The organism is Dactylosporangium sp. NPDC049140, assembly GCF_040648435.1.
The window spans coordinates 66,337-90,577 of the sequence record NZ_JBEZDS010000009.1 but is presented as its reverse complement, the minus strand read 5'-3'; the positions used below and the strand labels follow the sequence as shown (position 1 = coordinate 90,577).

The window sequence follows — 24,241 nt, the reverse complement described above, 5'->3', positions numbered from 1 at the left end:
GAGGCAGAGTGCAGATGAACGAGCTGGATCTGGCGTGGGAGGACGAGGAGCGGCCGCGTCACCGGCATCGCTCCAGCTCCGCCCCGGCCAAGAAACGCAAGAAAGGCCGCGGCGGCAAGACCTTCCTCGCCTTCTTCATCAGCCTGCTGGTCGTGGGTGGCCTCGCCCTCGGCGCGTACGTCGGGATCGACAAGGTCAAGGGCATGTTCAGCGCCCCCGATTACAACGGCGGCGGCACCGGCGAGGTGACGGTCGAGATCATCTCCGGTCAGCTCGCCGCGGACATCGGCACCACCCTGCAGGAGAAGGGCGTCGTCAAGAGCGCCAAGGCGTTCGTCGAGGCGGCCAAGAAGGACGAGCGCAGCCGCAAGCTGCAGCCGGGCTTCTACAACCTGCGCAAGGAGATGAAGGCCTCGGCCGCCCTGACGCTGCTGCTCGACCCGCGCAGCCGCCTGGTCAACAAGGTGACCCTGCCCGAGGGCCTGACCTGGCAGGACACGTTCAAGAAGCTCTCCGAGGTCACCAAGATCCCCTACGCGGACTTCGAGAACGCCGCCAAGGACCCGAAGGCGCTCGGCGTCGGCGACGTCTGGTACACGCGGCAGGACAAGAAGGAGCGCGACCCGGGCATCGAGGGCTTCCTCTTCCCGGCGACCTACGACTTCCCGCCGAACGTCGACGCGACGGCCATCCTGAAGCTCATCGTGGCGCGGTTCAACCAGGAGGTCGAGAAGATCAGCTTCATCGACACGGTGCAGAGCTCGCTGCACATCTCGCCGTTCGAGGCGCTCGTCGCGTCGTCGATCGCGCAGGTCGAGGGGCTCGACAAGGACCAGGCCGGCATCGTGCGGGTGCTGTACAACCGCGTCTACAGCGGCAAGTTCCAATGCAACTGCCTGCAGGTCGACAGCACGGTCAACTACTACCTGCGCATCACGCACCAGGGCGCCAAGCCCTCGACCGAGCTGCTCAACAGCGAGATCCACAACAAGAACAACCCGTACAACACGCACGACTTCCCCGGCATGCCGCGCGGCCCGATCAGCAACCCGGGCACCAGCGCGCTGAGCGCGGCCATGAACCCGCCGAAGTCCGACTACTACTACTTCCTGGCCATCGACACCCAGGGCAACACCGCGTACGCCAAGACGTACACGGAGTTCCAGAACCTCTGGACCCAGGCCCAGAAGAACGGCGTCAAGTAGGTGCGCGCCGCGGTGCTCGGCAAGCCGGTGGGCCACTCGCGCTCACCGGCGATCCACCGTGCCGGCTACGTCGCGGCGGGGCTTGAAGATTGGCAGTACACCGCCGTCGAGTGCGACGAGGAGAGCCTCCCGGCGCTGGTGGACGGGCTCGGCCCGGAGTGGGCCGGGCTCTCCCTGACCATGCCGCTCAAGGAGGCCGCGCTCGCGGTCGCGACGTTGGTCGACCCGTTCGCGGCGGCGATCGGCGCCGCGAACACGCTCGTGCGGCGGCCGTACGGCTGGCACGCGTACAACACCGACGCCCCGGGCATGGTCCGCGCCCTGCTCGAGGCCGGCGTGTCCCGCACGCCCCGGCTGTCCCTGCTCGGCGCGGGCGGCACGGCCAGAGCGGCGATCGCGGCCGCGGCCAGCCTCGCCGCCGACGTCACCGTGTACACCCGGCGCCCGGAGGCGGCCGACGAGCTGCGCCCGGTGGCGGAGGCCCTCGACGTGGAGCTGACGGCGGCGCCGTGGAGCGCGGCGTCCGAGGCGACCGCGGCCCCGGTCGTGATCTCCACGGTCCCGAAGGGCGCGGCCGACCACCTGGCCATGGCGGACTTCTCGGGCCGCCCGGTCGTGTTCGACGCCATCTACGACCCGTGGCCGACGCCGCTGGCCGCGGCGGCCCAGGACGCGGGTTGCCCGATCGTGTCGGGCCTCGACCTGTTGCTGTGGCAGGCGGTGGACCAGTTCGAGCTCTTCACCTCGACGAAGGCTCCGGTCGCGGCGATGCGGGCCGCCATCAGGTGAGATGCACGCGGCCCGGCGGTCCGTCGGGTAATGCGCGCGTGACAAACTGGCGAGCGTGCTGCGCTGGTTGACTGCTGGGGAATCCCATGGCCCGGCGCTCGTCGCGATCCTCGAGGGCGTGCCCGCCGGAGTTGAGCTGACGAGCGCGTCCGTGGCGGCTGAGCTCGCCCGCCGACGCCTCGGCTACGGCCGCGGCGCCCGGATGAGCTTCGAGCAGGACGTCGTCGAGTTCATCGGCGGCCTCCGGCACGGGCTGACCATCGGCAGCCCGGTCGCGATCCGGGTCGGCAACAGCGAGTGGCCCAAGTGGGAGACGGTCATGGCCGCCGACCCGGTCGACCCCGAGCTGCTCGCCGCCCAGGCCCGCAACGCCCCGCTGACCCGGCCCCGGCCCGGGCACGCCGACCTGGCGGGCATGCAGAAGTACGGCCACACGGACGCCCGCCCGATCCTCGAACGCGCCAGCGCACGGGAGACCGCGGCTCGAGTCGCCGTCGGTACCGTCGCCAAGGCCATCCTGCGTCAGGCGCTCGGCATCGAGATCGTCTCGCACGTCATCGAGCTCGGCTCGGTCGCGGCCAAGCCCGGCCTGCTGCCCACCCCGGACGACTTCGAGCGCATCGACGCGGACCCGCTGCGCTGCCTCGACCCGGACGCGAGCGCCCGCATGGTCGAGGAGGTCGACGCGGCCAAGAAGGACGCCGACACGCTGGGCGGGATCGTCGAGGTCCTGGCGTACGGGGTGCCGCCGGGTCTCGGCAGCCACGTCCAGTGGGACCGCAAGCTCGACGCCCGCCTGGCCACCGCGCTCATGTCGATCCAGGCGATCAAGGGCGTGGAGATCGGCGACGCGTTCACGCAGGCCCGTTCGCGCGGCTCGGTGGCCCACGACGAGATCATCAACACCCCCGATGGCGTCAAGCGCGTCACCGACCGCGCCGGCGGCCTCGAGGGCGGCATGACCACCGGCGAGCCCCTGCGGGTACGCGCCGCGATGAAGCCGATCTCGTCGCTCAACCGCGCCCTGCAGACCGTCGACGTGACCACGGGCGAGCCGGCGACGGCGATCAACCAGCGCTCCGACGTGTGCGCGGTGCCGGCGGCGGCGGTCGTGGCCGAGGCGATGGTGGCGCTGGTACTGGCCGAGGCGGCCCTGGAGAAGTTCGGCGGCGACTCGGTGCCGGAGATCCGCCGCAACGTGACCGGCTACCTCGACAACCTGGTGATCAGGTGAGGCCCCGCGCCGTGCTCGTGGGGGCGCCCGGGGCCGGGAAGACCACCGTGGGGGAGCTGCTCGCCGAGCGCCTCGGCGTCGATTTCCGCGACGCCGACGCCCTCATCGAGGCCGCGGCCGGCAAGCCCATCCCCGAGATCTTCTTCGACGAGGGCGAGGATCACTTCCGCGCCTTGGAGCGGGCCACCATCGGTACCGCCCTCGAGTCCTTCGACGGCGTCCTGGCCCTCGGCGGCGGCGCGATCCTCGCCGAGGAGACGCGCAAGGCGCTGGCCGGACACACCGTCGTGTACCTCTCCGTCGAGTTCGCCGACGCCATGTCCCGCGTCGGCCTCGGCGCCGGCCGCCCGCTGCTCGCCCTCAACCCGCGGGCCACGCTCAAGCACCTGCTCGACCAGCGCCGCCCGCTCTACGAGGAGGTGGCGAGCGTGACGGTTCCGACCGACGGCCGCACGCCCGAGGAGATCGCCGAGCACCTGGCGGGTGTCGTATGACGATCGTCGACGTCTCCGGGTACGCCGTGCAGATCGGCCGCGGCGCGACCGACGCCGTCGCCGACCTGGTCAAGGGGGCCAACCAGGTCGCCGTGATCTTCGCCGGCCCGGTGCGCGCGCACGCGGCCCGGGTCGAGGCCGCCCTGACCGCCGCGGGCGCCAAGGTGCTGCCCATCGAGGTCCCCGACGCCGAGGCCGGCAAGGACATCTCGGTCGCCGCCCGCTGCTGGGACGAGCTCGGCGCGGCCGCGTTCACGCGCACCGACGCGGTCGTCGGCGTCGGCGGTGGTGCGGTCACCGACCTGGCGGGCTTCGTCGCCGCGTGCTGGTTGCGGGGGGTGCGGGTGGTGACGGTACCGACGAGTCTGCTCGGCATGGTGGACGCCGCGGTGGGGGGCAAGACCGGGATCAACACCGCCGCCGGGAAGAACCTCGTGGGCGCGTTCTACCCGCCCGCGGGCGTCCTGTGCGACCTCGCCGCGCTCGACACGCTCCCGGCCGACGACCTGCTCGCGGGCCTGGCCGAGGTCGTGAAGTGCGGCTTCATCGCCGACCCGGCCATCCTGGACCTCATCGAGGCCGGCCCGGACGCGGCCCTCGACCCGCGCGGCCCCGTGCTCGCCGAGCTGATCGAGCGCTCGGTGGCCGTCAAGGCGCGTGTGGTCTCCGCGGACCTCCGCGAAAGCGGCCTGCGCGAGATCCTCAACTACGGCCACACACTGGGCCACGCGATCGAGCGGCGGGAGCGGTACCGCTGGAAGCACGGCCACGCCATCAGCGTCGGCCTCATCTACGCCGCCGAGCTCGGCCGCCTCTCGGGCCGCCTGGCCCCGGAGGTGGCGGACCGGCACCGCGCGATCCTCGAGCGGCTCGGCCTCCCGGTGTCGTACCCGGCCGATGCCTGGGCGGAGCTCCACGCGGCGATGCGGGTCGACAAGAAGGCCCGCGGCGCGACGCTGCGGTTCGTGGTCCTCGACGGCCTGGCGGTGCCCGGCACCCTGGAGGGTCCCTCCGACGAGCTGCTGAAAGCGGCATACGGGGCAGTGGCCGGGTAAGCGCCCGATAAGTCGGGCGCTCCGCGCCGCGACTTATCTCTTTTATCGCCTGACGGGGTATAAATCCGGCATGTCGGGAAAGCGGCTTACCGCGCGGTCGGAGCGGCGTTCGAGGGTGTCGTGAACCCGCGGTCCGGGCCGAGCCGGCAACTACGAGGTCGCGGCCGCCGCCAGAGGTGCTGGGACCGGCGGCCTCATGCGCAGGTACAGCAGCCCCGCCACGGTGCCGACCGTCGCCGCCACCACCGCCTCCGGATACCCCGGCGCCCCCGTCGGCAGCAGGAAGAGCGAGAGCCCCACCGACCCCCAGACCGCCGCCTGCGGAACCCGCCGCAGGCCCGCCGCGAGCGGAACGAACGCCCACAGCAGGTACCACGGATGCACCACCGGCCCGAGCAGAATGATCGAGCTCAGCGCCAGTCCGAGCCCGGCCACCGGGTTCGGGGCCCGCAACAGCGCCCAGCCCGCGAGCAGGCAGCCCACCACCCCCGCCGCGGTGCGGATGATGTCCATCGGCCCCGGCCAGCCCAGCGCGCCCAGCAGCAGCCCCAGGTCGGTGCTGAAGGACAGGCCGTTGCGCACGGTCGTGGGGGTGTGCATCGCGCCGATCCAGCCGGTGCCCAGGCCCGATGCCAGTTGCAGGCCGGCCGCCGACGCGGTCGCGGCGGCTCCGATGCGCAGCCAGGCGCGCGGGGCGATCATCAGGATGGTGAGCAGGGCCAGCGCGGCCGGGGCCTTGATCAGGGCGGCGGCCGTGATGAGGGCGGCGCCCAGGGCGGGGTGGTGGCGTACCGCGGCGTAGATGCCCGCCGTCATCAGGCCGACCATTATCGCGTCGTTGTGCATGCCGGCGATCAGGTGCAGCAGGAGCAGCGGGTTGAGCGCGCCGAACCAGATGGCGCGCTGGGGCGGGACGCCGAAGCGCGTTGCGATGCCGGGCAGGCACAGCACGATCATGACCACGCCCGCCAGCGAGATCAGCCGGAAGGCCAGGACGCCCAGCGTCACGTGCGCGCCGGTGACGTTCACCACGGCCGCGGCCGCGCGCAGGAACAGCGGTCCGTAGGGCGCCGGGGTGTTCTGCCAGATCGCCGGCACCTCCGCGGCGAACGGCCCACCCAGATAAGCGGGCCCGTGTTTGTACGCGTCGAGCCCCTCGTGCACCATCGCGCCCTGGGCCAGGTAGCTGTACACGTCCTGGGAGAACATCGGCGGCACGAGCACCAGCGGGGCCGCCCAGCACAGCAGGGTGCGCACGAGGTCGGACGGGCTCTGCTCGTCCAGGGTGCGCCGCAGCCGGAGCCAGGCGCCGCACAGCAGGGCCAGCCCGACGTACGCCCCGGCGATCGCCACGAGTGGGAAGGAGCGAAGCTCGCGGATCACCGGCCAGTGGGCCAGCGGATCGCCGCGCTCGGGAAGAGCCCCGGCCGCCAGACCCCCCAGCGCGATGGCGACGGATCCGGCGAAGCCCAGGGTACGGTTGAGGAGGTCCGGTCTTCCCACCCCGGCACGCTGGCAGAGTCAGGTGTCTCGATGGATAAGGAAAGATGAACACGGACCTCTGAGGCCGGTACACTGCGTCGGGCCCCAACTGCCTTCCCGGTACACTTCACCGGGCCTTTTTCCCGCGTACCGCTCGGGATCAACTCTTCCCGGTCCGCTGGGCCGGCAGTGACGAAAGTGACGTCGAATCACATGGCATCCACGAACGACCTGAAGAACGGCCTGGTGCTCAACCTCGACGGCGACCTGTGGACCGTCGTTGAGTTCCAGCATGTCAAGCCGGGCAAGGGCGGCGCGTTCGTGCGGACCACCCTCAAGAACGTGCTCTCCGGCAAGGTGGTCGACCGTACGTTCAACGCCGGCACCAAGGTCGAGACCGCCACCGTCGACAAGCGCACGATGCAGTACCTGTACGCCGACGGCCCCGACTTCGTGTTCATGGACCTGGACACGTACGACCAGATCACCGTCCCCGGCGGCATCGTCGGCGAGGCGAGCAAGTTCCTGCTCCCCGAGGCCGAGGTGACCGTGGCCACGCACGAGGAGGCGCCGCTCTACGTCGAGCTGCCGACCTCGGTGATCCTCGAGATCACGTACACCGAGCCGGGCCTGCAGGGCGACCGCTCCACCGGCGGCACCAAGCCCGCCACCGTCGAGACCGGCGCGACCGTCAACGTGCCGCTGTTCATCTCGACCGGCGAGAAGATCAAGGTCGACACCCGCGACAGCCGTTACCTGGGCCGGGCGTGACCGGTCCGGAGCGCAGCGAAGGGGCCGGGCACCATAAGCACAGTCCCCTGTCGCGGCGCCGGAGCGAAGCGGAGGCGGCGTGACAAGTTCCAAGGACTCGTTTCTGGGTGGTGACGTCACCGCCCAGATGACCGCGCGGCGCAAGGCGCGCAAGCGGGCCCTCGACGTGCTCTACCAGGCCGACCTTCGCGGTGAGCCGCGCGGGTCGGTGCTGACCGCCTACGTGGCCAACCTCGAGGAGCCGCGGCCCGGGTACCTGCCGTACACCGTCCGCCTGGTCGAGGGCGTCGAGGACCACGCGGCGCGCATCGACGAGCTGCTGGCCAGCTACGCCGAGGGCTGGACGCTGGAGCGGATGCCGGTGATCGACCGCAACCTGGCCCGCATCGCCGTGTACGAGCTGCTGTACAACGACGAGATCGACAACCCGGTGGCGATCACCGAGGCCGTGGAGCTGGCCGAGACGCTCTCCACGGACGACTCGCCCCGCTTCCTCAACGGCATCCTGGGCCGCATCGCCGACTACGCGACCTGACGGCCAGGACATGCAGAAAGGGGCCGCGCCGGTAGGCGCGGCCCCTCCTTGCGTCTCAGCTCTGGAACAGGCTCCGCGGGTCGGTCACCAGCACGCCGTGCTCGTTGAGGCGCTCGACCAGGCCCGACGGCGAGGCGTCGTACACGATCGCCAGCGCGCGCAGGTCGTCCGCGCGGATCGACAGCACGCGGCCGTTGTAGTCGCCCCGCTGCTGCTGGATGGCCCGGGCGTAGCGGGCGACGTAGGCGAGGTCCTCGGCACCGGCGTCGTAAAGGCGCTCCAGGTCGAGGACGATCTTGTTGGTGGGCTCGTGACGCACTCCGCTGCCCTCGGGCAGCAGCTCGGCCACGGGCACGCGGTAGAACTCGGCCAGCTCGGCCAGGCGAGAGACGGTGACGGCACGGTCGCCACGCTCATACGACCCGACGACGACGGCCTTCCAGCGCCCGGCCGACTTCTCCTCGACACCCTGCAGAGACAGCCCCTGCTGCTGTCGGATGGAGCGCAGGCGAGCACCAAGAGACTTGGCGTACTCAGACGGCATACGGACACTCCCAGTCACTGGCCTGAGGGGTTACCCCAGCGATCGCTACGGAGCGTGACCGTAACTGGCTCGCGACGCGTGGTCAAGTGGTCGAGACCCTTCCGTTGCCCTGGTCAGGGCGGTTGTTAGGGTAGTTGACGTTCGACGTCCTTTAACGACCCGTCCGGAGAGGCGGGGAAGGAGGTCCTGTTTTGTCGTCCCCGACAACCGGCACTGAGCTGGGTAAAACCATCCTAACGGCGACGGATGTCGCCCGTGTGGTGGACCGGATTGCCCATCAGATTCTGGAAAAGACGTCCGGCGCGGCCGAAACGGTGCTGCTGGGCATACCTACCCGGGGCGTTCCGCTGGCTCGCCGACTGGCCGCCCGGATCGCCGCATTCGAGGGCTTTGACGTTCCCGTGGGTGTGTTGGACATCACGCTGTATCGGGACGATCTGCGACTGCACGCGACGCGTGCTGTGGGTCACACCGAGATCCCTGCCGGCGGCCTCGACGGGCGCCGCGTGATCCTCGTCGACGACGTCCTCTTCTCCGGGCGTACCGTCCGCGCCGCGCTCGACGCGCTCAAGGATCTCGGCCGCCCCCGCGCGGTCCAGCTGGCCGTCCTGGTCGACCGCGGCCACCGCGAGCTGCCCATCCGGGCCGACTACGTGGGCAAGAACATCCCGACCGCGATGGACGAGAGCGTGCGGGTGCTGACGGCCGAGATCGACGGCAGCGACGCCGTCCTGATCAAGAGCAAGGGGGACCGGGCATGATCAAGCACCTGCTGAGCGCGGCCGACCTCGACGCGCCCACCGCCACCCTGGTCCTCGACACCGCCGAGGAGATGGCGAGCCTGGCCGCGCGCGAGGTCAAGAAGCTGCCCACGCTGCGCGGGCGCACCGTGGTGAACCTCTTCTACGAGGACTCCACCCGCACCCGGATCTCGTTCGAGGCCGCGGCCAAGCGGCTGTCCGCCGACGTCATCAACTTCTCCGCCAAGGGCTCCAGCGTCTCCAAGGGTGAAAGTCTCAAGGACACGGCGCTGACGCTGCAGGCGATGGGCGCCGACGCCGTGGTGGTGCGCCACCCGGCCAGCGGGGCGCCGCACCGGCTCGCCAACTGGGTCGAGGGCAGCGTGGTCAACGCCGGCGACGGCACCCACGAACATCCGACGCAGGCGCTGCTGGACGCGTACACCATGCGCAGCCGCCTCGGCCGCCTGGCCGGGCTCAACGTCACGATCGTCGGCGACGTGCTGCACTCGCGGGTCGCGCGCTCCAACGTGCAGCTGCTGCACACGCTGGGGGCCAAGGTGACGCTCGTCGCGCCGCCGACGCTGCTGCCGGTGGGCGTGGCGACGTGGCCGGCGAGCACCTCCTACGACCTCGACGCGGTGGTGCCCGGCTCCGACGTGGTCATGATGCTGCGCGTCCAGCGCGAGCGCATGAACCAGGCGTACTTCCCCTCCGAGCGCGAGTACTCCCGCCGGTACGGCTTCGACGTCCCGCGCATGCGCCGCCTGCCGGAGCACGCGATCGTCATGCACCCCGGCCCGATGAACCGCGGCATGGAGATCGCGCCCGAGGTCGCCGACTCCGCCCGCTCCACGATCGTCGAACAGGTCGCCAACGGCGTCTCCGTGCGGATGGCCGTCCTCTACCTGCTGCTCGGAGGCAAGTCGTGATCATCACCAAGACGCAGCTCGGCGAGATCACCGTCGAAAACGGCGTCATCACCGCCGTCGATCCGGCGAAGACCGGGCCGAACATCGCCCTTCCGGGCCTCGTCGACCTGCACACCCACCTGCGCGAGCCGGGCCGCGAGGACGCCGAGACCGTCGAGTCCGGCTCCCGCGCCGCGGCCCTGGGCGGCTTCACCGCGGTCTGCGCGATGGCCAACACCTCGCCGGTCGCCGACACCGCCGGCGTGGTCGAGCAGGTGTGGCGGCTCGGGCGCGAGGCCGGCCTGGTCGACGTCCAGCCGATCGGCGCCGTCACCGTCGGCCTGGCCGGCGAGCAGCTCGCCGAGCTCGGCGCGATGGCCGACTCCGCCGCCCGCGTCCGGGTGTTCTCCGACGACGGGCACTGCGTGCACGACCCGCGGCTCATGCGCCGGGCGCTGGAGTACGTGAAGGCCTTCGACGGGGTGATCGCCCAGCACGCCGAGGAGCCGCGGCTGACCACCGGCGCGCAGATGAACGAGGGCGCGGTCGCCGCGCGGCTCGGGCTCACCGGCTGGCCGGCCGTCGCCGAGGAGGCGATCATCGCCCGCGACGTGCTGCTGGCCGGGCACGTCGGCGCGCGGCTGCACATCTGCCACGTCTCCACCGCCGGCAGCGTCGAGCTGATCCGCTGGGCCAAGTCCAAGGGCTGGCGGGTCACCGCCGAGGTCACCCCGCACCACCTGCTGCTCACCGAGGACCGCGCCACCCAGTACGACCCGGTCTTCAAGGTCAACCCGCCGCTGCGTACCGAGACCGACGTGCTGGCCCTGCGCGAGGGGCTGCTGGACGGCACCATCGACTGCGTCGCCACCGACCACGCCCCGCACAGCGTGGAGGACAAGGAGTGCGAGTGGGCGTACGCCCGGCCCGGCATGCTGGGGCTGGAGACGGCGCTCGCCATCGTGGTGCAGACCATGGGCCCGCGCTGGGACCGCATCGCCGAGTGGATGTCGGCCGCCCCCGCCCGCATCGCCGCGCTGTCCGGGCACGGCACCCCGCTCGAGGTGGGGCAGCCGGCCAACATCGCGATCTTCGACCCGGGCGTGCGCTGGACCGTCGACCCGACGGCCCTGGCCAGCCGCTCCCGCAACACCCCTTACGCCGGAATGGAGCTGCGCGGCCGCATCGAGGCGACCTACCTGCGCGGCGAGCCGACGGTGCTGAACGGAAAGGCAACACGGTGAGGCGCAGAGAGGCCCTGCTCGTCCTGGAGGACGGGCGCACCTTCCGGGGTGAGGCGTTCGGTGGCATCGGGGAGACGTTCGGCGAGGCCGTCTTCAACACCGGCATGACCGGCTACCAGGAGACGCTCACCGACCCCTCGTACCACCGCCAGGTGGTCGTGCAGACCGCGCCGCAGATCGGCAACACCGGCGTCAACGGCGAGGACGACGAGTCCGGCCGGATCTGGGTGGCCGGCTACGTGCTGCGCGACCCGTCCCGCTCCTACTCCAACTGGCGCGCCACCGGCAGCCTCGAGGACCGGCTCGCCGCCGAGAACGTCGTGGGCATCAGCGGCATCGACACCCGGGCGCTCACCCGGCACCTGCGCGAGCGCGGCGCCATGCGGGTCGGCGTCTCCAGCGTCGAGGACGACCCGGAGGCGCTGCTCGATCGGGTCCGGCGGCAGCCGCAGATGCTCGGCGCCGACCTCTCCGCCGAGGTCAGCACGCCGCAGCGGTACACCGTGGAAGCCGAGGGCGAGCACCGGCTCACGGTCGCCGCGATCGACCTCGGGATCAAGCGCAACGTGCCGCGCCGGCTCGCCGCCCGCGGGGTCACCACGCATGTCCTGCCGGCCTCGGCGACCCTGGAGGACATCCGGGCCCTCGGCGCCGACGCGGTGTTCTTCTCGCCCGGCCCGGGCGACCCGGCCACCGCCGACGGCCCGGTGAACCTGGCCAAAGCGGTCCTGGGGGCGAAGATCCCGCTCTTCGGCATCTGCTTCGGCAGCCAGATTCTGGGCCGTGCGCTCGGTTTCGGCACCTACAAGCTCGGGTACGGCCACCGCGGCATCAACCAGCCGGTGCTCGACCGCACCACCGGCAAGGTCGAGGTGACCAGCCACAACCACGGTTTCGCGGTCGACGCGCCCCTCGACGAGCGGGTCGAGACCGAGTTCGGCGCCGTCGAGGTCAGCCACGTCTGCCTCAACGACAACGTGGTCGAGGGCCTGCGCTGCCTGGACACGCCGGCCTTCACCGTGCAGTACCACCCGGAGGCGGCAGCGGGGCCGCACGACGCGGATTACCTGTTCGATCGATTCGCGGAGCTGATGCAGACCAATGCCTAAGCGCACCGATCTCCGGCACGTCCTCGTCATCGGCTCGGGTCCGATCGTCATCGGGCAGGCGTGCGAGTTCGACTACTCCGGCACCCAGGCCTGCCGCGTGCTGCGGGCCGAGGGCCTGCGGGTCAGCCTGGTCAACAGCAACCCGGCGACCATCATGACCGACCCCGAGTTCGCCGACGCGACATACGTCGAGCCGATCACCCCCGAGTTCGTCGAGCAGGTGATCGCCCGCGAGCGCCCCGACGCGCTGCTGGCCACGCTCGGCGGGCAGACCGCGCTCAACACCGCCGTGGCGCTGCACGAGGCGGGGGTGCTCGAGAAGTACGGCGTCGAGCTCATCGGCGCCGACATCGACGCCATCCGCCGCGGCGAGGACCGGCAGCTGTTCAAGGACATCGTCGCCCGCGCCGGTGGCGAGACGCCCCGCTCGCGGGTGTGCCACTCCATGGACGAGGTACACGCGACCGTCGCCGAGCTCGGCCTGCCCGTCGTCATCCGGCCCTCGTTCACCATGGGCGGGCTCGGCTCCGGCATGGCGCACAACACCGCCGACCTCGAGCGCCTCGCCGGCGGGGGCCTGAACGCCTCGCCCGTGCACGAGGTGCTCATCGAGGAGAGCGTGCTGGGCTGGAAGGAGTACGAGCTCGAGCTCATGCGCGACAAGCACGACAACGTCGTGGTCGTGTGCTCGATCGAGAACGTCGACGCGATGGGCGTGCACACCGGCGACTCGGTGACCGTGGCGCCGGCGATGACGCTGACCGACGTGGAGTACCAACGGCTGCGCGATCTCGGCATCGCCGTGCTGCGCGAGGTCGGGGTCGACACCGGCGGCTGCAACATCCAGTTCGCCGTGAACCCGGAGAACGGGCGTCTCGTGGTCATCGAGATGAACCCGCGGGTGTCGCGCTCCAGCGCCCTGGCCTCCAAGGCGACGGGCTTCCCGATCGCGAAGATCGCCGCCAAGCTCGCCATCGGGTACACCCTCGACGAGATCCCCAACGACATCACCCTCAAGACGCCGGCCGCGTTCGAGCCGTCGCTGGACTACGTCGTGGTGAAGATCCCGCGCTTCGCGTTCGAGAAGTTCCCGGGCGCCGACGCCGAGCTCACCACCACGATGAAGTCGGTGGGCGAGGCGATGTCCCTCGGGCGGACGTTCGCCGAGGCCCTGGGCAAGGCCATGCGCTCGCTGGAGACCAAGGCCGCGGGCTTCTGGACACTGCCTGACAAATCGCCACTGCCGGACGAATCGCTGCTCGGGGAACTGCGGGTGCCGCACGACGGGCGCCTGTACACCGCCGAGCTGGCCCTGCGCCGGGGGCGGACGGTCGCCGAGGTCGCCGCGGCGTCCGGCTACGACCCGTGGTTCGTCGACCAGCTGGCCGCGCTCGTGGAGCTGCGGGCCGAGATCGTCGACGCGGCCGTGCTCGACCTGCCGCTGCTGCGCCGGGCCAAGCGGGCCGGGCTGTCGGACCGGCAGGTCGCGGCGCTGCGGCCCGAGTTCGCGGGCGAGGACGGCGTGCGCTCGCTGCGCCACCGCCTCGGGCTGCGCCCGGTGTACAAGACGGTCGACACCTGCGCCGCCGAGTTCGCCGCGGGCACGCCGTACCACTACAGCACGTACGAGGACGAGACCGAGGTCACGCCGTCGGACCGGCCGAAGGTGCTCATCCTCGGCTCCGGCCCGAACCGCATCGGCCAGGGCATCGAGTTCGACTACTCGTGCGTGCACGCGGTCATGGCGCTGCGGGCCAAGGGCTACGAGACCGTCATGGTCAACTGCAACCCGGAGACCGTGTCGACCGACTACGACACCGCCGACCGGCTGTACTTCGAGCCGCTCACCTTCGAGGACGTCCTCGAGGTCGTGCACGCCGAGGACAGCTCGGGCCGGGCGGCCGGTGGACCCGGCGTCGTCGGCGTCATCGTGCAGCTGGGCGGCCAGACCCCGCTCGGGCTGGCCGAGCGCCTGGAGCGGGCCGGGGTGCCGATCGTGGGCACGTCACCGGCGGCGATCGACCTCGCCGAGGACCGCGGACTGTTCGGGAAGCTGCTGACCGAGTCCGGGCTGCGCTCGCCCGCGCACGGCACCGCGACCACGTTCCCGGAGGCCAAGCGGATCGCCGACGAGATCGGGTACCCGGTGCTGGTGCGCCCGTCGTACGTCCTCGGCGGGCGGGGCATGGAGATCGTCTACGACGAGCCGACCCTGCGCGACTACATCGGCCGGGCCACCGAGATCTCGCCCGCGCACCCGGTGCTCGTCGACCGCTTCCTGGACGACGCCATCGAGATCGACGTCGACGCGCTGTGCGACGCGACCGGTGAGGTGTACCTCGGCGGCGTGATGGAGCACATCGAGGAGGCCGGCATCCACTCCGGCGACTCGTCGTGCGCGCTGCCGCCGATCACGCTCGCCGCCGTGCACCTGGCCGAGGTGCGCCGGTACACCGTCGCCATCGCGCGCGGGATCGGCGTGCGGGGGCTGCTCAACGTGCAGTACGCGCTCAAGGACGACGTCCTGTACGTGCTGGAGGCCAACCCGCGCGCCTCGCGCACGGTGCCGTTCGTGTCCAAGGCGACCGCGGTGCCGCTGGCCAAGGCGGCCGCCCGCATCGCGCTCGGGGCCACCGTCGCCGAGCTGCGCGCGGAGGGGCTGCTGCCGGCCGCGGGCGACGGCGGGGCGCTGCCCGAGCACGCCCCGATCGCGGTCAAGGAGGCGGTGCTGCCGTTCAAGCGGTTCCGCACCGTCGAGGGCAAGGGCGTGGACAACCTGCTCGGCCCCGAGATGAAGTCCACCGGCGAGGTGATGGGCATCGACCCGTCCTTCGGGCACGCCTTCGCCAAGTCGCAGGCGGCCGCGTACGGTTCGCTGCCCACCTCCGGCACCGTGCTCGTCACCGTGGCCAACCGGGACAAGCGCGGGATCGTCTTCCCGGTCAAGCGCCTCGCCGACCTCGGCTTCGCGATCGTGGCGACCTCCGGCACCGGGGAGGTGCTGCGCCGCTACGGCGTGGCGTGCGAGATCGTGCCGAAGCACTACGAGGAGGGCGGCGGCCGCAACGCCGTCTCGCTCATCGCGGCCGGCGAGGTCGACCTGGTGATCAACACGCCGCAGGGCTCCAGCGGGCGGCTGGACGGGTACGAGATCCGCAGTGCCGCGGTTGTCTCCGACATCCCGTGCATCACGACCCTGCCGGGCGCGGCGGCCGCGGTGATGGGCGTGGAGGCGCTCATCCGCGGTGAGATGACGGTCCGGCCGCTGCAGGAGCTGCACGCGGCCCTGCGGGAAGCGCGGTGAGGCTCTACGAGCGGGCGGTCCGCCCGGCGCTTTTCCGGCTCAACGGCGGTGACGCCGAGTCGGTGCACGAGCGGACCCTGCGCATGCTCGCGCGGCTGCCCCGGGCGCGGCGGGCCTACAGCCCGCCCGGGGCCCGCCGGACGGTGTTCGGGATCGACTTCCCCAACCCGGTCGGGCTCGCCGCGGGCATGGACAAGGACGGCCGCGCGCTGGGCGCCTGGCCGCGGCTGGGCTTCGGCTTCGTCGAGGTCGGCACCGTCACCCGGCACGCCCAGCCGGGCAACGAGCGGCCGCGGCTGTTCCGCCTCCCGGAGCAGGAGGCGATCGTCAACCGGATGGGCTTCAACAACGCCGGGGCCGAGGCGCTCGCGGCCCGGCTGCGGGCGCTGGGGCCCCTGCCCGTGCCGCTGGGCATCAGCCTGGGCAAGTCGAAGATCACCCCGCTGACGGGCGCCGTCGAGGACTACGTGCACAGTTTCCGGCAGCTGTACGGCCTGGGCTCCTACTTCGCCGTCAACGTCAGCTCGCCCAACACCCCGGGCCTGCGCGAGCTGCAGGACAAGGCGCACCTCTCGGCCCTGCTCGGCGCCCTGCGCACGGAGGCTCAGGGGCTCGGCGGTCCGGTGCCGGTCCTGGTCAAGGTCGCCCCCGACCTGACCGACGCGGCCCTGGGCGACCTGCTCGACGTCTGCCTCGGGCTGGACGTGGCCGGGCTCATCGCGACCAACACGACGATCGAGCGCCCCGGCGTGACGACCACCGAGGCCGGTGGGCTCTCCGGGCGGCCGCTCGCCCCGCGGGCCCTGGAGGTCGTGCGGTTCGTGGCCAAGGAGAGCGGGCTGCCGGTCATCGGCGTGGGCGGCATCACCCGCCCCGACGACGCCCAGCGGATGCTCGACGCCGGCGCCGCGCTGGTGCAGCTGTACACCGGGTTCATCTACCACGGCCCCGCTCTCGTGCGCGGGGCCGTCGCATCGACGAGGAGCGCTACGTGAGCGTGCACCGCGCGGAACGTGTGACCGACGCTTTCGGGGCCCGTTTGAGGGCCGCCATGGACACGCTGGGGCCCCTGTGCGTAGGGATCGACCCTCACCCCTCCCTCCTGGCCTCCTGGGGCCTCTCCGACGATGTCAAGGGCCTGGAAGCGTTCGGTCGGACGGTGGGGGAGGCCCTGGCCGGACGGGTCGCGGCCATCAAGCCCCAGTCCGCCTTTTTTGAGCGTTTCGGCTCCAGAGGCATAGCCGTCCTTGAGTCGGTTATCCGACAGTTGCGCGGCTCGGGCAGCCTGGTGATTCTCGACGTCAAGCGGGGCGACATCGGCTCGACCGCGGCCGCGTACGCCGACGCGTACCTCGATCCGGCCTCCCCGCTGTGCGCCGACGCGGTCACCGTCAGTCCCTACCTCGGCTTCGGCTCGCTGCGCCCGATCGTCGACAAGGCCCGCGCCAACGGGCTCGGCGCGTTCGTCCTGGCCCTCACCTCCAACCCCGAGGGCGCGGCGGTCCAGCGGGCCGTCGCGGCCGACGGGCGGACCGTCGCGCAGACCATCATCGACGAGATTTCCCAGGTCAACGCGGGTGTGAGCCCCATGGGCGACATCGGCGTGGTGGTCGGGGCGACCGTCGGGCCGACGGGGCACAGGCTGATCGATCTCAATGGACCGATCCTCGCGCCGGGCCTCGGCGCGCAGGGCGGAAAGGCCGAGGATCTGCGCGCCGTATTCGGGAACGCGCTCGATCTCGTTCTGCCGTCGTGGTCCCGCGAGGTCCTCTCGGCGGGCCCGGATCAGGCCGCGTTGCGGGCCGCGGCGGACCGCGCGCGTGATTCCTGTGCGTCCGCAATTGCGGTCACTGCGTGATCATCGAATCTTCACAAGGCGTCGATCTTGCCTTCTGACGTTGCCGAAATGGCTTCTGACCGCTAGTTTTCCCGGCGCTAGACCATCAACACTTTTTTCAAGGGACCTGAGGAGACCTGGTGCCGCTCCCGTCACTGAGCCCGGAACAGCGCGCTGCCGCTTTGGAAAAGGCGGCTGAGATCCGTAAGGCTCGCGCTGAGCTGAAGGAGCAACTCAAGCAGGGCAAGACGACGCTTGCCGCGGTGATCGATCGCGCGGAGTCCGACGATGTCGTCGGCAAGCTGAAGGTCTCGGCCGTGCTCCAGGCGATGCCCGGCATCGGCAAGATCCGGGCAACGCAGATCATGGAGAAGCTGAAGATCGCCGAGAGCCGCCGCCTGCGCGGCCTGGGCGACCAGCAGCGCAAGGCCCTGCTCGGGGAGTTCGCCGGCGGCAAGTGATGCCCCCGGCGGTCCCCCGGACCGGTGCAATCACCCCGACGCGCTCGGACTTCGGTCCGGGCGCGTCGGCGTTTGTGCACCTCTGGTAAGGTCGTAGGGTTCGCTCGCAAGAGCCGTCAATTCCGAGAGTGTTGAGGTTAGATCCGTGGCCGGAACCGTGGCAGACCCGCAGGGGATCACCAACCCGCCGATCGACGAGCTGCTGGAAAAGACGACGTCGAAGTACGCCCTGGTGATTTTCGCGGCGAAGCGTGCCCGCCAGGTCAACGCCTACTACAGCCAGCTGGGTGAGGGCCTCCTCGAGTACGTCGGCCCCCTGGTGGAGACCACGCCGCAGGAGAAGCCGCTCTCGATCGCGCTGCGCGAGATCAACAGCGGGCTGCTGACCGCCGAGCGCATCGAAGAAGTCGTCTGAGCTGACCCATGTCCGACCAGCCCGCCGAGGCACATCCTCGGGTCGTCCTCGGCGTGGCCGGCGGCATTGCCGCGTACAAGGCCTGTGAGCTGCTGCGGCTGCTGACCGAGTCCGGTCACCGGGTGCGGGTCGTCCCCACCGCCGCCGCGCTCACCTTCGTCGGCGAGGCCACCTGGGCCGCGCTGTCCGGCGCACCAGTCCACACCGACGTCTGGGCCGGTGCCCACGAGGTGCCGCACGTCCGCCTCGGCCGCGAGGCCGACCTGCTAGTCGTCGCCCCGGCCACCGCCGACCTGCTCGCCAAGGCCGCTCACGGCCTGGCCGACGACCTGCTCACCAACACGCTGCTCACCGCCCGGTGCCCGGTGCTCTTCGCGCCGGCGATGCACACCGAGATGTGGGAGCACCCCGCCACCCAGGCCAACGTGGCCACCCTGCGCGCCCGCGGCGCCGTGGTGCTCGAGCCCGCCGTCGGGCGGCTCACCGGAGCCGACACCGGCAAGGGCCGCCTGCCCGAGCCGGCCGAGATCTTCGCCGTCGCGATCCGGCTGCGGCGCCGCGGCCCGGACGGGTCCGACCTGGCCGGGCGGCACATCGTGGTCACCGCCGGCGGCACCCGCGAGCCGATCGACCCGGTGCGGTTCATCGGCAACCGGTCGTCGGGCAAGCAGGGGTACGCGATCGCCCGCGCCGCCGTCGCCCGCGGCGCCCGCGTGACGCTGATCGCGGCGAACGTCACACTGCCGGACCCGGCGGGGGCCGACGTGGTGCGGGTCGAGACCACCGAGCAGCTGCGGGTGGCCGCCGTCACCGCCGCCAAGGCCGCCGACGCCGTGGTCATGGCGGCCGCGCCGGCCGACTTCCGGCCCGCGAGCCTGTCCGCGACGAAGATCAAGAAGGTGGACGGGGCGGCGCCGGCCCTGGAGCTGGTGACAAACCCCGACATCGCCGCCGAGCTGGGCGCGGCCAAGCCCGAGGGGCAGGTGCTCGTCGCGTTCGCGGCCGAGACCGCCGACCTCGAGCAGGCCGTCGTCGCCGGCCACGAGAAGCTGCTGCGCAAGCGGGCCGACCTGATCGTGGTCAACGAGGTCGGGGTGGACAAGACCTTCGGCGCCGAGCGCAACCAGGCGGTCATCCTGAGTGCCGACGGTTCGCGCGATGCGCTGCCCGAGCTGCCCAAAGACGAGCTAGCGGATAGGATTTTAGACCGCGTGGCCGCCTGTTTTGCCTGATCGCCGAGGTGCGGGGCGCAATGAGGCGCCACGCTTCCCGCCGGTGCGTCGACCGCGGCACCAGCCCGAGGTCGTACACTCTGGCGAAACTCATCTCTCGTCCGTCGTTTCCCCCTGAGGAGCACCATTGGCACGCCGCCTTTTCACGTCGGAGTCGGTCACCGAAGGCCACCCGGACAAGATCGCCGATCAGATCAGTGACGGCGTCCTCGATGCGCTCCTCACCCAGGACGCGCGCAGCCGCGTGGCCGTCGAGACGCTCATCACGACCGGCCAGGTCCACGTCGCCGGTGAGGTGACCACGACCGCCTATGCCGACATCGCGAAGATCGTCCGCGAGACGATCCTGGGCATCGGGTACGACTCGTCGAAGAAGGGCTTCGACGGCGCGTCCTGCGGCGTGAGCGTGTCGATCGGCTCCCAGTCGCCCGACATCGCCCAGGGCGTCGACTCGGCCATCGAGATCCGTGAGGGCAGCGGCGGCGACGCGCTCGACCTGCAGGGCGCCGGCGACCAGGGCATGATGTTCGGCTTCGCGTGCAGCGAGACGCCGGAGCTCATGCCGCTGCCGATCGCGCTGGCCCACCGCCTGGCCCGCCGCCTCTCCGCGGTGCGCAAGGACGGCACGATCCCCTACCTGCGCCCGGACGGCAAGACCCAGGTCACCATCGAGTACGACGGCCTGCGCCCGGTGCGCCTGCACACCGTCGTGGTGTCCAGCCAGCACGCCCCGGACATCTCGCTCGACTCGCTGCTCACGCCCGACGTGCGCGAGCACGTCATCGCCCCCGAGCTCGAGGGCCTGGGCCTGGAGACCGAGGGCTACCGCCTGCTGGTCAACCCGACCGGCCGCTTCGAGATCGGCGGCCCGATGGGCGACGCCGGCCTGACCGGCCGCAAGATCATCGTCGACACCTACGGCGGCTACGCCCGCCACGGCGGCGGCGCCTTCTCCGGCAAGGACCCGTCCAAGGTCGACCGCTCCGCCGCCTACGCGATGCGCTGGGTGGCCAAGAACGTCGTGGCCGCGGGCCTGGCCGAGCGCTGCGAGGTGCAGATCGCCTACGCCATCGGCAAGGCGCACCCGGTCTCGCTGTTCGTGGAGACCTTCGGCACCGAGGTCGTGCCGGTCGAGCGGATCGAGAAGGCCATCAACGAGGTCTTCGACCTGCGCCCGGCCGCCATCATCCGCGACCTGGACCTGCTCAAGCCGGTCTACCAGCAGACCGCCGCCTACGGGCACTTCGGCCGCGAGCTTCCCGGCTTCACGTGGGAGCAGGCCTCCCGCACGGCCGAGCTGAAGTCCGCCGCCGGCGCCTGACGCGATTCGCTCCGCTCCGACGTTGGCCGATCAGCCCGAACCCCGGATTGATCGGCCAACGTCATTTTCGCCACCTGGCGAAAATCCGCCGGAGTCTATTCATTCAGCTTCATCTCGCATTGCGGCGCGCTCAACCGATCGATCGGAGCCTATTGAGCCGGCGTTGTTCCCCGAGTCGGAACTGAAGCCGCGGGCCGCCGCCGAGCGCATTGCCGGAAACGCCGGCGGGAAGGCGCGCGCCGCCCGCAAGGCCGCCCCGCCGAAACGCGCGACCGACGATTCGCCGATCGCGCGCGTCTGCGTAGACAGCCCGCTGCCGCATCTCGACCGCCCCTTCGACTACCTGGTGCCGGCCGAGGCCGCCGAGACCGCTCGCCCCGGCACGCGCGTGAAGGTCCGCTTCGGCGGCCAGGTCGTGGACGGCTTCGTGCTCGAACGCGCCGCGCAGAGCGACCACGACGGGCGGCTTTCGTTCCTGGACAAGGTCGTCTCGCCCGAGCGGGTGCTCACGCCCGAGGTCGCGCGGCTGGCCCGGGAGATCGCGGACCGGTACGCGGGCACCCTCTCCGACGTGCTCCGCCTGGCCATCCCGCCCCGGCACGCCCGGGCCGAGGCCGACCCGCCCCCGGCCGACCCGCCGCCGCCGTCCGGCTCGACTGCCGGGGCGGCCTGGGAGCGGTACACCGCCGGCGCCGCGCTGCTGCGAGCCCTCGCCGACGACCGGGCGCCCCGCGCGGTCTGGACGGCCCTGCCCGGCGAGGACTGGCCGGCCCGCCTGGCCGAGGCCGCCGCGGCAAGCCTCGCCGCCGGCCGGGGCGCGCTCGTCGTCGTGGCCGACGCCCGCGACCTCGAACGCCTCGACGCCGCGCTGCTGCGGGTCCTGGGCGGCCCGGGCCACCACGTCGCGCTCTCCGCCGCGATCGGGCCCGCCGAGCGGTACCGCCGCTTCCTCGCCGCCGCCCGCGGCACCGCCCGCATCGTCATCGGCACCCGCGCCGCCGCGTTCGCCCCGGTCGCCGGCCTCGGCCTGGTGGCCATCTGGGACGACGGCGATGACCTGCACGCCGAGCAGCGCGCCCCCTACCCGCACGCCCGCCAGGTGCTGCTGGCCCGCGCCGAGCAGGAGCACTGCGCCGCGATCGTCGGCGGCTTCGGGCGCACCGCCGAGGCCCAGCAGCTCGTCGAGACCGGCTGGGCGATCGAGGTCGGCGCCACCCGCGAGGAGCTGCGCCGCGCCATGCCGCGCGTGCTCACCGTCGGCGAGCACGAGCGCGCCCGCGACCCGGAGGCCGCGGCCGCGCGCCTGCCCTCGGTCGCCTGGCGCGCCGCCCGCGAGGCCCTCACCGGCGGCCGGCCGGTGCTCATCCAGGTGCCGCGCCGCGGGTACCTGCCCGCCGTCGCCTGCGCCGACTGCTACACCCCGGCCCGCTGCAGCCACTGCTCCGGCCCGCTCGCCCTCCCGGCCGCCGACGGCGTGCCCGCCTGCCGCTGGTGCGGCCGCCCCGCCGCCGGCCACGCCTGCCCCGAGTGCGGCGGCCGGCGCCTGCGCGCCGCCGTCGTCGGCGCCCGCCGTACCGCCGAAGAACTGGCCCGGGCCTTTCCCGGCGCCCCGGTGCGCACCTCGGGCCGCGACGGGATCCTGACCACCGTGCCGCACGAGGCCACGCTCGTCGTCTCCACCCCCGGCGCCGAGCCGCTCGCCGACGGCGGCTACGGCGCGGTGCTCCTGCTCGACACCTGGGCCTTCCTCACCCGCGCCGACCTGCGCGGCACCGAGGAGGCGCTGCGGCGCTGGTTCACGGCGGCGGCCCTGGCCCGGCCCGGCGCGCCGGTGGTCGTCGTCGCCGACGGCGGGCTCGCGGCCGTGCAGGCGCTGCTGCGCTTCGACCCGGCCTGGCTCGCCGCCCGCGAGCTGGCCGACCGGCGCGAGCTCGGCTTCCCGCCGGCGGCGCGGATCGCGGCGCTGACCGGGACGCCCGCGGCGGTCGCGGAGCTGCTGGCGCTGGCCGAGCTCCCGCCGGGCGCGGAGGTGCTCGGGCCGGTGCCGGCCGCGGAGGGGCAGGAGCGGATGCTGGTGCGCACCTCGCGGGCGGCGGGGAAGGCGCTGGCGCTGTCGCTCAAGGCGGCGGCGGGCGCACGGTCGGTGCGCAAGGCCGCCGATCCGGTGAAGATCCAGGTCGACCCGCTCGACCTGCTGTAGAGCCGGGCCGGGCGGCCTCTGGTCCGGGCATTGTCTATCTAGATAGAATTAGCGCATGGCCCGCACCCGACGTCCGTCGCCGCAGACCGCGGCCGTCCTGACCGCCCTCGCCGAGCAGCCCGGCACCTGGCGGCACGGCTACGAGCTCGGGCAGGAGGTCGGCCTCAAGGCCGGTTCCCTCTACCCCATCCTCATCCGTCTCGCCGATCGCGGGCTGCTCGAGGCGACCTGGGAGACCGATCCACCGACCGGCCGGCCGCCCCGGCACCTGTACCGGCTGACCGGCGCCGGGGCCACGCTCGCGGCCGAGGTCGCCGCCGAGACGCGGGCCACCCCGCGCAAGGCCGGCCCCGCCACCGAACTGCGAGGGGCCTGGTGAGCGCCCGGGACGGCGCGGCCCGGCTGCTGTCGGCGGCGGTCTGGCTGCTGCCGCCCGCGCGGCGCGACTGGGGCCGCGCGATGCGGGCCGAGCTGGTCGCGGTGACGGCCCGCCGCGACCGCTGGACGTTCGCCGCCGGCTGCACGGGCGCCGTGCTGCGCCAGCCGGTCGTGCTGCGGTCCCTGGTGTATTCGATCGTGATGGTGGGCGCCCTCGCCGGTGTCGTGGTGTGGAGCGCGGGCATCGTCAACCCGGCGCTGCGGTGGGACGCCGTCATGCTGGTGGCCGGGCTGGTCGCGGTCTCCTGGCTCGGCCGGGTCGCCGGCCCGCTCGGTCCGGTCGGCGCCGCCGGATCCGCCCGCACCGTGCGCGGATTCGGTTCCCTGGCGGTGGCGGTGGCCGCACTCGGCGTCGTCGCCGGCATGAACCAGATCGGGCAGAATCAGGAGGCCGAGCAGGTGGTCCCGGTGCTCGGCGCGATTCTGGTCGGCTACCTCGCCGGCTTCGTCGCGGTCACCGCCGACCGGTCACCCGCGACCGCGAGGACACTGTGGGCAGCCGGCGGCGCCGCGGTCGGCGGGGCGCTGTTGTGGCTGGCCCGCGCGGTGCTGGCCCCGCCGATTCCCGCGTCGGCCGGGTTCGCGGCGGCGCTTCTCGTCTGCGCCATGGGCATCGCCGCGTTCCTCACCCGCGGGCAGCCGTCCCGCCGAGTCGTCGGCGCCCTCACCGCCGGCGCGGGCCTGACCCTGCTGGTGCTGATCGAGGTGGTGCTGCTGTCCAGCTACGCGCCCGCCCGCATGATCCCCGACCTCGCGCCGGCCGCGCTGACGCCGGCCGACGATCTTGCCCAGAGCCGCTCCGAACTGCAGGACCCCTACGTCGCGCTCATGTTCCTCGGCGCGCTCATCGCGCTTGCCCTCGGCATCACGAGCGTTGCCCTGCGGCGACGAGCGGCCGGCCCGATGACATCCCGGTGACC

Annotated in this window: 23 protein-coding genes; 21 read left to right on the top strand and 2 right to left on the bottom strand. The window is 72.3% G+C overall.

All coding sequences use genetic code 11. From position 1 onward, the window contains the following. Nucleotides 1–14 precede the first annotated feature (14 nt). The 5 genes from mltG to aroB are packed head-to-tail and all read left to right on the top strand — an operon-like array spanning nt 15 to nt 4,777. Nucleotides 15–1,205, top strand: coding sequence for an endolytic transglycosylase MltG (mltG, locus tag AB0B76_RS17200; protein ID WP_360375651.1), 1,191 nt, complete (start codon nt 15–17; stop codon nt 1,203–1,205). Beyond that, nucleotides 1,206–1,994, top strand: coding sequence for a shikimate dehydrogenase (locus AB0B76_RS17195; protein WP_360375649.1), 789 nt, complete (start codon nt 1,206–1,208; stop codon nt 1,992–1,994). Between the two features lie 55 nt (nt 1,995–2,049). Next, nucleotides 2,050–3,228: a chorismate synthase gene (gene aroC / locus AB0B76_RS17190; protein WP_360375647.1), complete on the top strand. Its 1,179-nt coding sequence runs from the start codon at nt 2,050–2,052 to the stop codon at nt 3,226–3,228. Then, nucleotides 3,225–3,722, top strand: a complete 498-nt coding sequence (locus tag AB0B76_RS17185; RefSeq protein ID WP_360375645.1) for a shikimate kinase — start codon at nt 3,225–3,227, stop codon at nt 3,720–3,722. The genes aroC and AB0B76_RS17185 overlap by 4 nt, the downstream gene beginning before the upstream one ends. After that, entirely contained in the window at nt 3,719–4,777 is a 1,059-nt protein-coding gene (gene aroB, locus AB0B76_RS17180) for a 3-dehydroquinate synthase (RefSeq protein ID WP_360375643.1), read from the top strand. Before AB0B76_RS17185 ends, aroB begins: the two co-directional genes overlap by 4 nt. Before the next feature lie 150 nt (nt 4,778–4,927). Here aroB and mptB read toward each other — a convergent pair whose 3' ends face one another. After that, a complete protein-coding gene (gene mptB, locus AB0B76_RS17175) occupies nt 4,928–6,280 on the bottom strand; it encodes a polyprenol phosphomannose-dependent alpha 1,6 mannosyltransferase MptB (RefSeq protein WP_360375641.1) in 1,353 nt (450 codons plus the stop codon). 192 nt (nt 6,281–6,472) lie between these two features. On the opposite strand from mptB, the gene efp reads away from it, so the two are divergent. Together efp and nusB are read left to right on the top strand one after the other, a co-directional pair. Continuing rightward, on the top strand, nt 6,473–7,030 hold the full coding sequence (efp, locus tag AB0B76_RS17170; RefSeq protein WP_360375639.1) for an elongation factor P: 558 nt from the start codon (nt 6,473–6,475) through the stop codon (nt 7,028–7,030). 127 nt (nt 7,031–7,157) lie between these two features. After that, nucleotides 7,158–7,565: a transcription antitermination factor NusB gene (gene nusB, locus AB0B76_RS17165; protein WP_360376064.1), complete on the top strand. Its 408-nt coding sequence runs from the start codon at nt 7,158–7,160 to the stop codon at nt 7,563–7,565. Nucleotides 7,566–7,620: 55 nt separating this feature from the next. On the opposite strand, the gene AB0B76_RS17160 is transcribed toward nusB, so the two are convergent. Further along, the gene (locus AB0B76_RS17160; protein ID WP_033356835.1) at nt 7,621–8,109 is read right to left on the bottom strand and encodes a transcriptional regulator; all 489 of its coding nucleotides are present in this window, start codon (nt 8,107–8,109) and stop codon (nt 7,621–7,623) included. Between the two features lie 191 nt (nt 8,110–8,300). On the opposite strand from AB0B76_RS17160, the gene pyrR reads away from it, so the two are divergent. From pyrR to AB0B76_RS17090, 14 genes are all read left to right on the top strand, one after another. After that, the gene (gene pyrR / locus AB0B76_RS17155) at nt 8,301–8,870 is read left to right on the top strand and encodes a bifunctional pyr operon transcriptional regulator/uracil phosphoribosyltransferase PyrR (protein WP_360375637.1); all 570 of its coding nucleotides are present in this window, start codon (nt 8,301–8,303) and stop codon (nt 8,868–8,870) included. Continuing rightward, nucleotides 8,867–9,781 carry an aspartate carbamoyltransferase catalytic subunit gene (locus AB0B76_RS17150; RefSeq protein WP_360375635.1) on the top strand — a complete coding sequence of 305 codons (915 nt, stop codon included), beginning with the start codon at nt 8,867–8,869 and terminating at the stop codon, nt 9,779–9,781. Before pyrR ends, AB0B76_RS17150 begins: the two co-directional genes overlap by 4 nt. Continuing rightward, on the top strand, nt 9,778–11,004 hold the full coding sequence (locus AB0B76_RS17145; protein WP_360375633.1) for a dihydroorotase: 1,227 nt from the start codon (nt 9,778–9,780) through the stop codon (nt 11,002–11,004). Before AB0B76_RS17150 ends, AB0B76_RS17145 begins: the two co-directional genes overlap by 4 nt. Then, the gene (carA, locus tag AB0B76_RS17140; protein WP_360375631.1) at nt 11,001–12,113 is read left to right on the top strand and encodes a glutamine-hydrolyzing carbamoyl-phosphate synthase small subunit; all 1,113 of its coding nucleotides are present in this window, start codon (nt 11,001–11,003) and stop codon (nt 12,111–12,113) included. The genes AB0B76_RS17145 and carA overlap by 4 nt, the downstream gene beginning before the upstream one ends. After that, nucleotides 12,106–15,417: a carbamoyl-phosphate synthase large subunit gene (gene carB, locus AB0B76_RS17135; protein WP_360375629.1), complete on the top strand. Its 3,312-nt coding sequence runs from the start codon at nt 12,106–12,108 to the stop codon at nt 15,415–15,417. The genes carA and carB overlap by 8 nt, the downstream gene beginning before the upstream one ends. Next, nucleotides 15,414–16,412: a quinone-dependent dihydroorotate dehydrogenase gene (locus AB0B76_RS17130; RefSeq protein ID WP_360375627.1), complete on the top strand. Its 999-nt coding sequence runs from the start codon at nt 15,414–15,416 to the stop codon at nt 16,410–16,412. The genes carB and AB0B76_RS17130 overlap by 4 nt, the downstream gene beginning before the upstream one ends. A 2-nt stretch (nt 16,413–16,414) precedes the next feature. Further along, entirely contained in the window at nt 16,415–17,275 is an 861-nt protein-coding gene (gene pyrF / locus AB0B76_RS17125; RefSeq protein ID WP_360376062.1) for an orotidine-5'-phosphate decarboxylase, read from the top strand. 119 nt (nt 17,276–17,394) lie between these two features. Further along, nucleotides 17,395–17,715 carry an integration host factor, actinobacterial type gene (gene mihF, locus AB0B76_RS17120; RefSeq protein WP_190253177.1) on the top strand — a complete coding sequence of 107 codons (321 nt, stop codon included), beginning with the start codon at nt 17,395–17,397 and terminating at the stop codon, nt 17,713–17,715. 145 nt (nt 17,716–17,860) lie between these two features. Continuing rightward, nucleotides 17,861–18,130, top strand: a complete 270-nt coding sequence (gene rpoZ / locus AB0B76_RS17115) for a DNA-directed RNA polymerase subunit omega (RefSeq protein WP_350612578.1) — start codon at nt 17,861–17,863, stop codon at nt 18,128–18,130. 8 nt (nt 18,131–18,138) lie between these two features. Continuing rightward, nucleotides 18,139–19,362 carry a bifunctional phosphopantothenoylcysteine decarboxylase/phosphopantothenate--cysteine ligase CoaBC gene (gene coaBC / locus AB0B76_RS17110; protein ID WP_360375624.1) on the top strand — a complete coding sequence of 408 codons (1,224 nt, stop codon included), beginning with the start codon at nt 18,139–18,141 and terminating at the stop codon, nt 19,360–19,362. 127 nt (nt 19,363–19,489) lie between these two features. Continuing rightward, nucleotides 19,490–20,683 carry a methionine adenosyltransferase gene (gene metK / locus AB0B76_RS17105; protein WP_360375622.1) on the top strand — a complete coding sequence of 398 codons (1,194 nt, stop codon included), beginning with the start codon at nt 19,490–19,492 and terminating at the stop codon, nt 20,681–20,683. A 286-nt stretch (nt 20,684–20,969) separates the two neighbouring features. Continuing rightward, entirely contained in the window at nt 20,970–22,883 is a 1,914-nt protein-coding gene (locus AB0B76_RS17100) for a primosomal protein N' (RefSeq protein ID WP_360376060.1), read from the top strand. Nucleotides 22,884–22,938: 55 nt separating this feature from the next. Then, complete coding sequence (locus AB0B76_RS17095; protein WP_360375620.1) at nt 22,939–23,262, top strand: PadR family transcriptional regulator; 324 nt, start codon at nt 22,939–22,941, stop codon at nt 23,260–23,262. Further along, a complete protein-coding gene (locus tag AB0B76_RS17090; RefSeq protein WP_360375618.1) occupies nt 23,259–24,239 on the top strand; it encodes a hypothetical protein in 981 nt (326 codons plus the stop codon). The genes AB0B76_RS17095 and AB0B76_RS17090 overlap by 4 nt, the downstream gene beginning before the upstream one ends. The last annotated feature ends 2 nt before the right edge of the window (nt 24,240–24,241 follow it).

What these genes read in the sequence shown, in the direction of transcription:
- mltG (WP_360375651.1), top strand. Translation starts at nt 15, where the DNA reads ATGAACGAGCTGGATCTGGCGTGGGAGGACGAGGAGCGGCCGCGTCAC.
- aroB (WP_360375643.1), top strand. Translation starts at nt 3,719, where the DNA reads ATGACGATCGTCGACGTCTCCGGGTACGCCGTGCAGATCGGCCGCGGC.
- efp (WP_360375639.1), top strand. Translation starts at nt 6,473, where the DNA reads ATGGCATCCACGAACGACCTGAAGAACGGCCTGGTGCTCAACCTCGAC.
- nusB (WP_360376064.1), top strand. Translation starts at nt 7,158, where the DNA reads ATGACCGCGCGGCGCAAGGCGCGCAAGCGGGCCCTCGACGTGCTCTAC.
- AB0B76_RS17160 (WP_033356835.1), bottom strand. Translation starts at nt 8,109, where the DNA reads ATGCCGTCTGAGTACGCCAAGTCTCTTGGTGCTCGCCTGCGCTCCATC.
- AB0B76_RS17150 (WP_360375635.1), top strand. Translation starts at nt 8,867, where the DNA reads ATGATCAAGCACCTGCTGAGCGCGGCCGACCTCGACGCGCCCACCGCC.
- carB (WP_360375629.1), top strand. Translation starts at nt 12,106, where the DNA reads ATGCCTAAGCGCACCGATCTCCGGCACGTCCTCGTCATCGGCTCGGGT.
- coaBC (WP_360375624.1), top strand. Translation starts at nt 18,139, where the DNA reads ATGTCCGACCAGCCCGCCGAGGCACATCCTCGGGTCGTCCTCGGCGTG.
- AB0B76_RS17095 (WP_360375620.1), top strand. Translation starts at nt 22,939, where the DNA reads ATGGCCCGCACCCGACGTCCGTCGCCGCAGACCGCGGCCGTCCTGACC.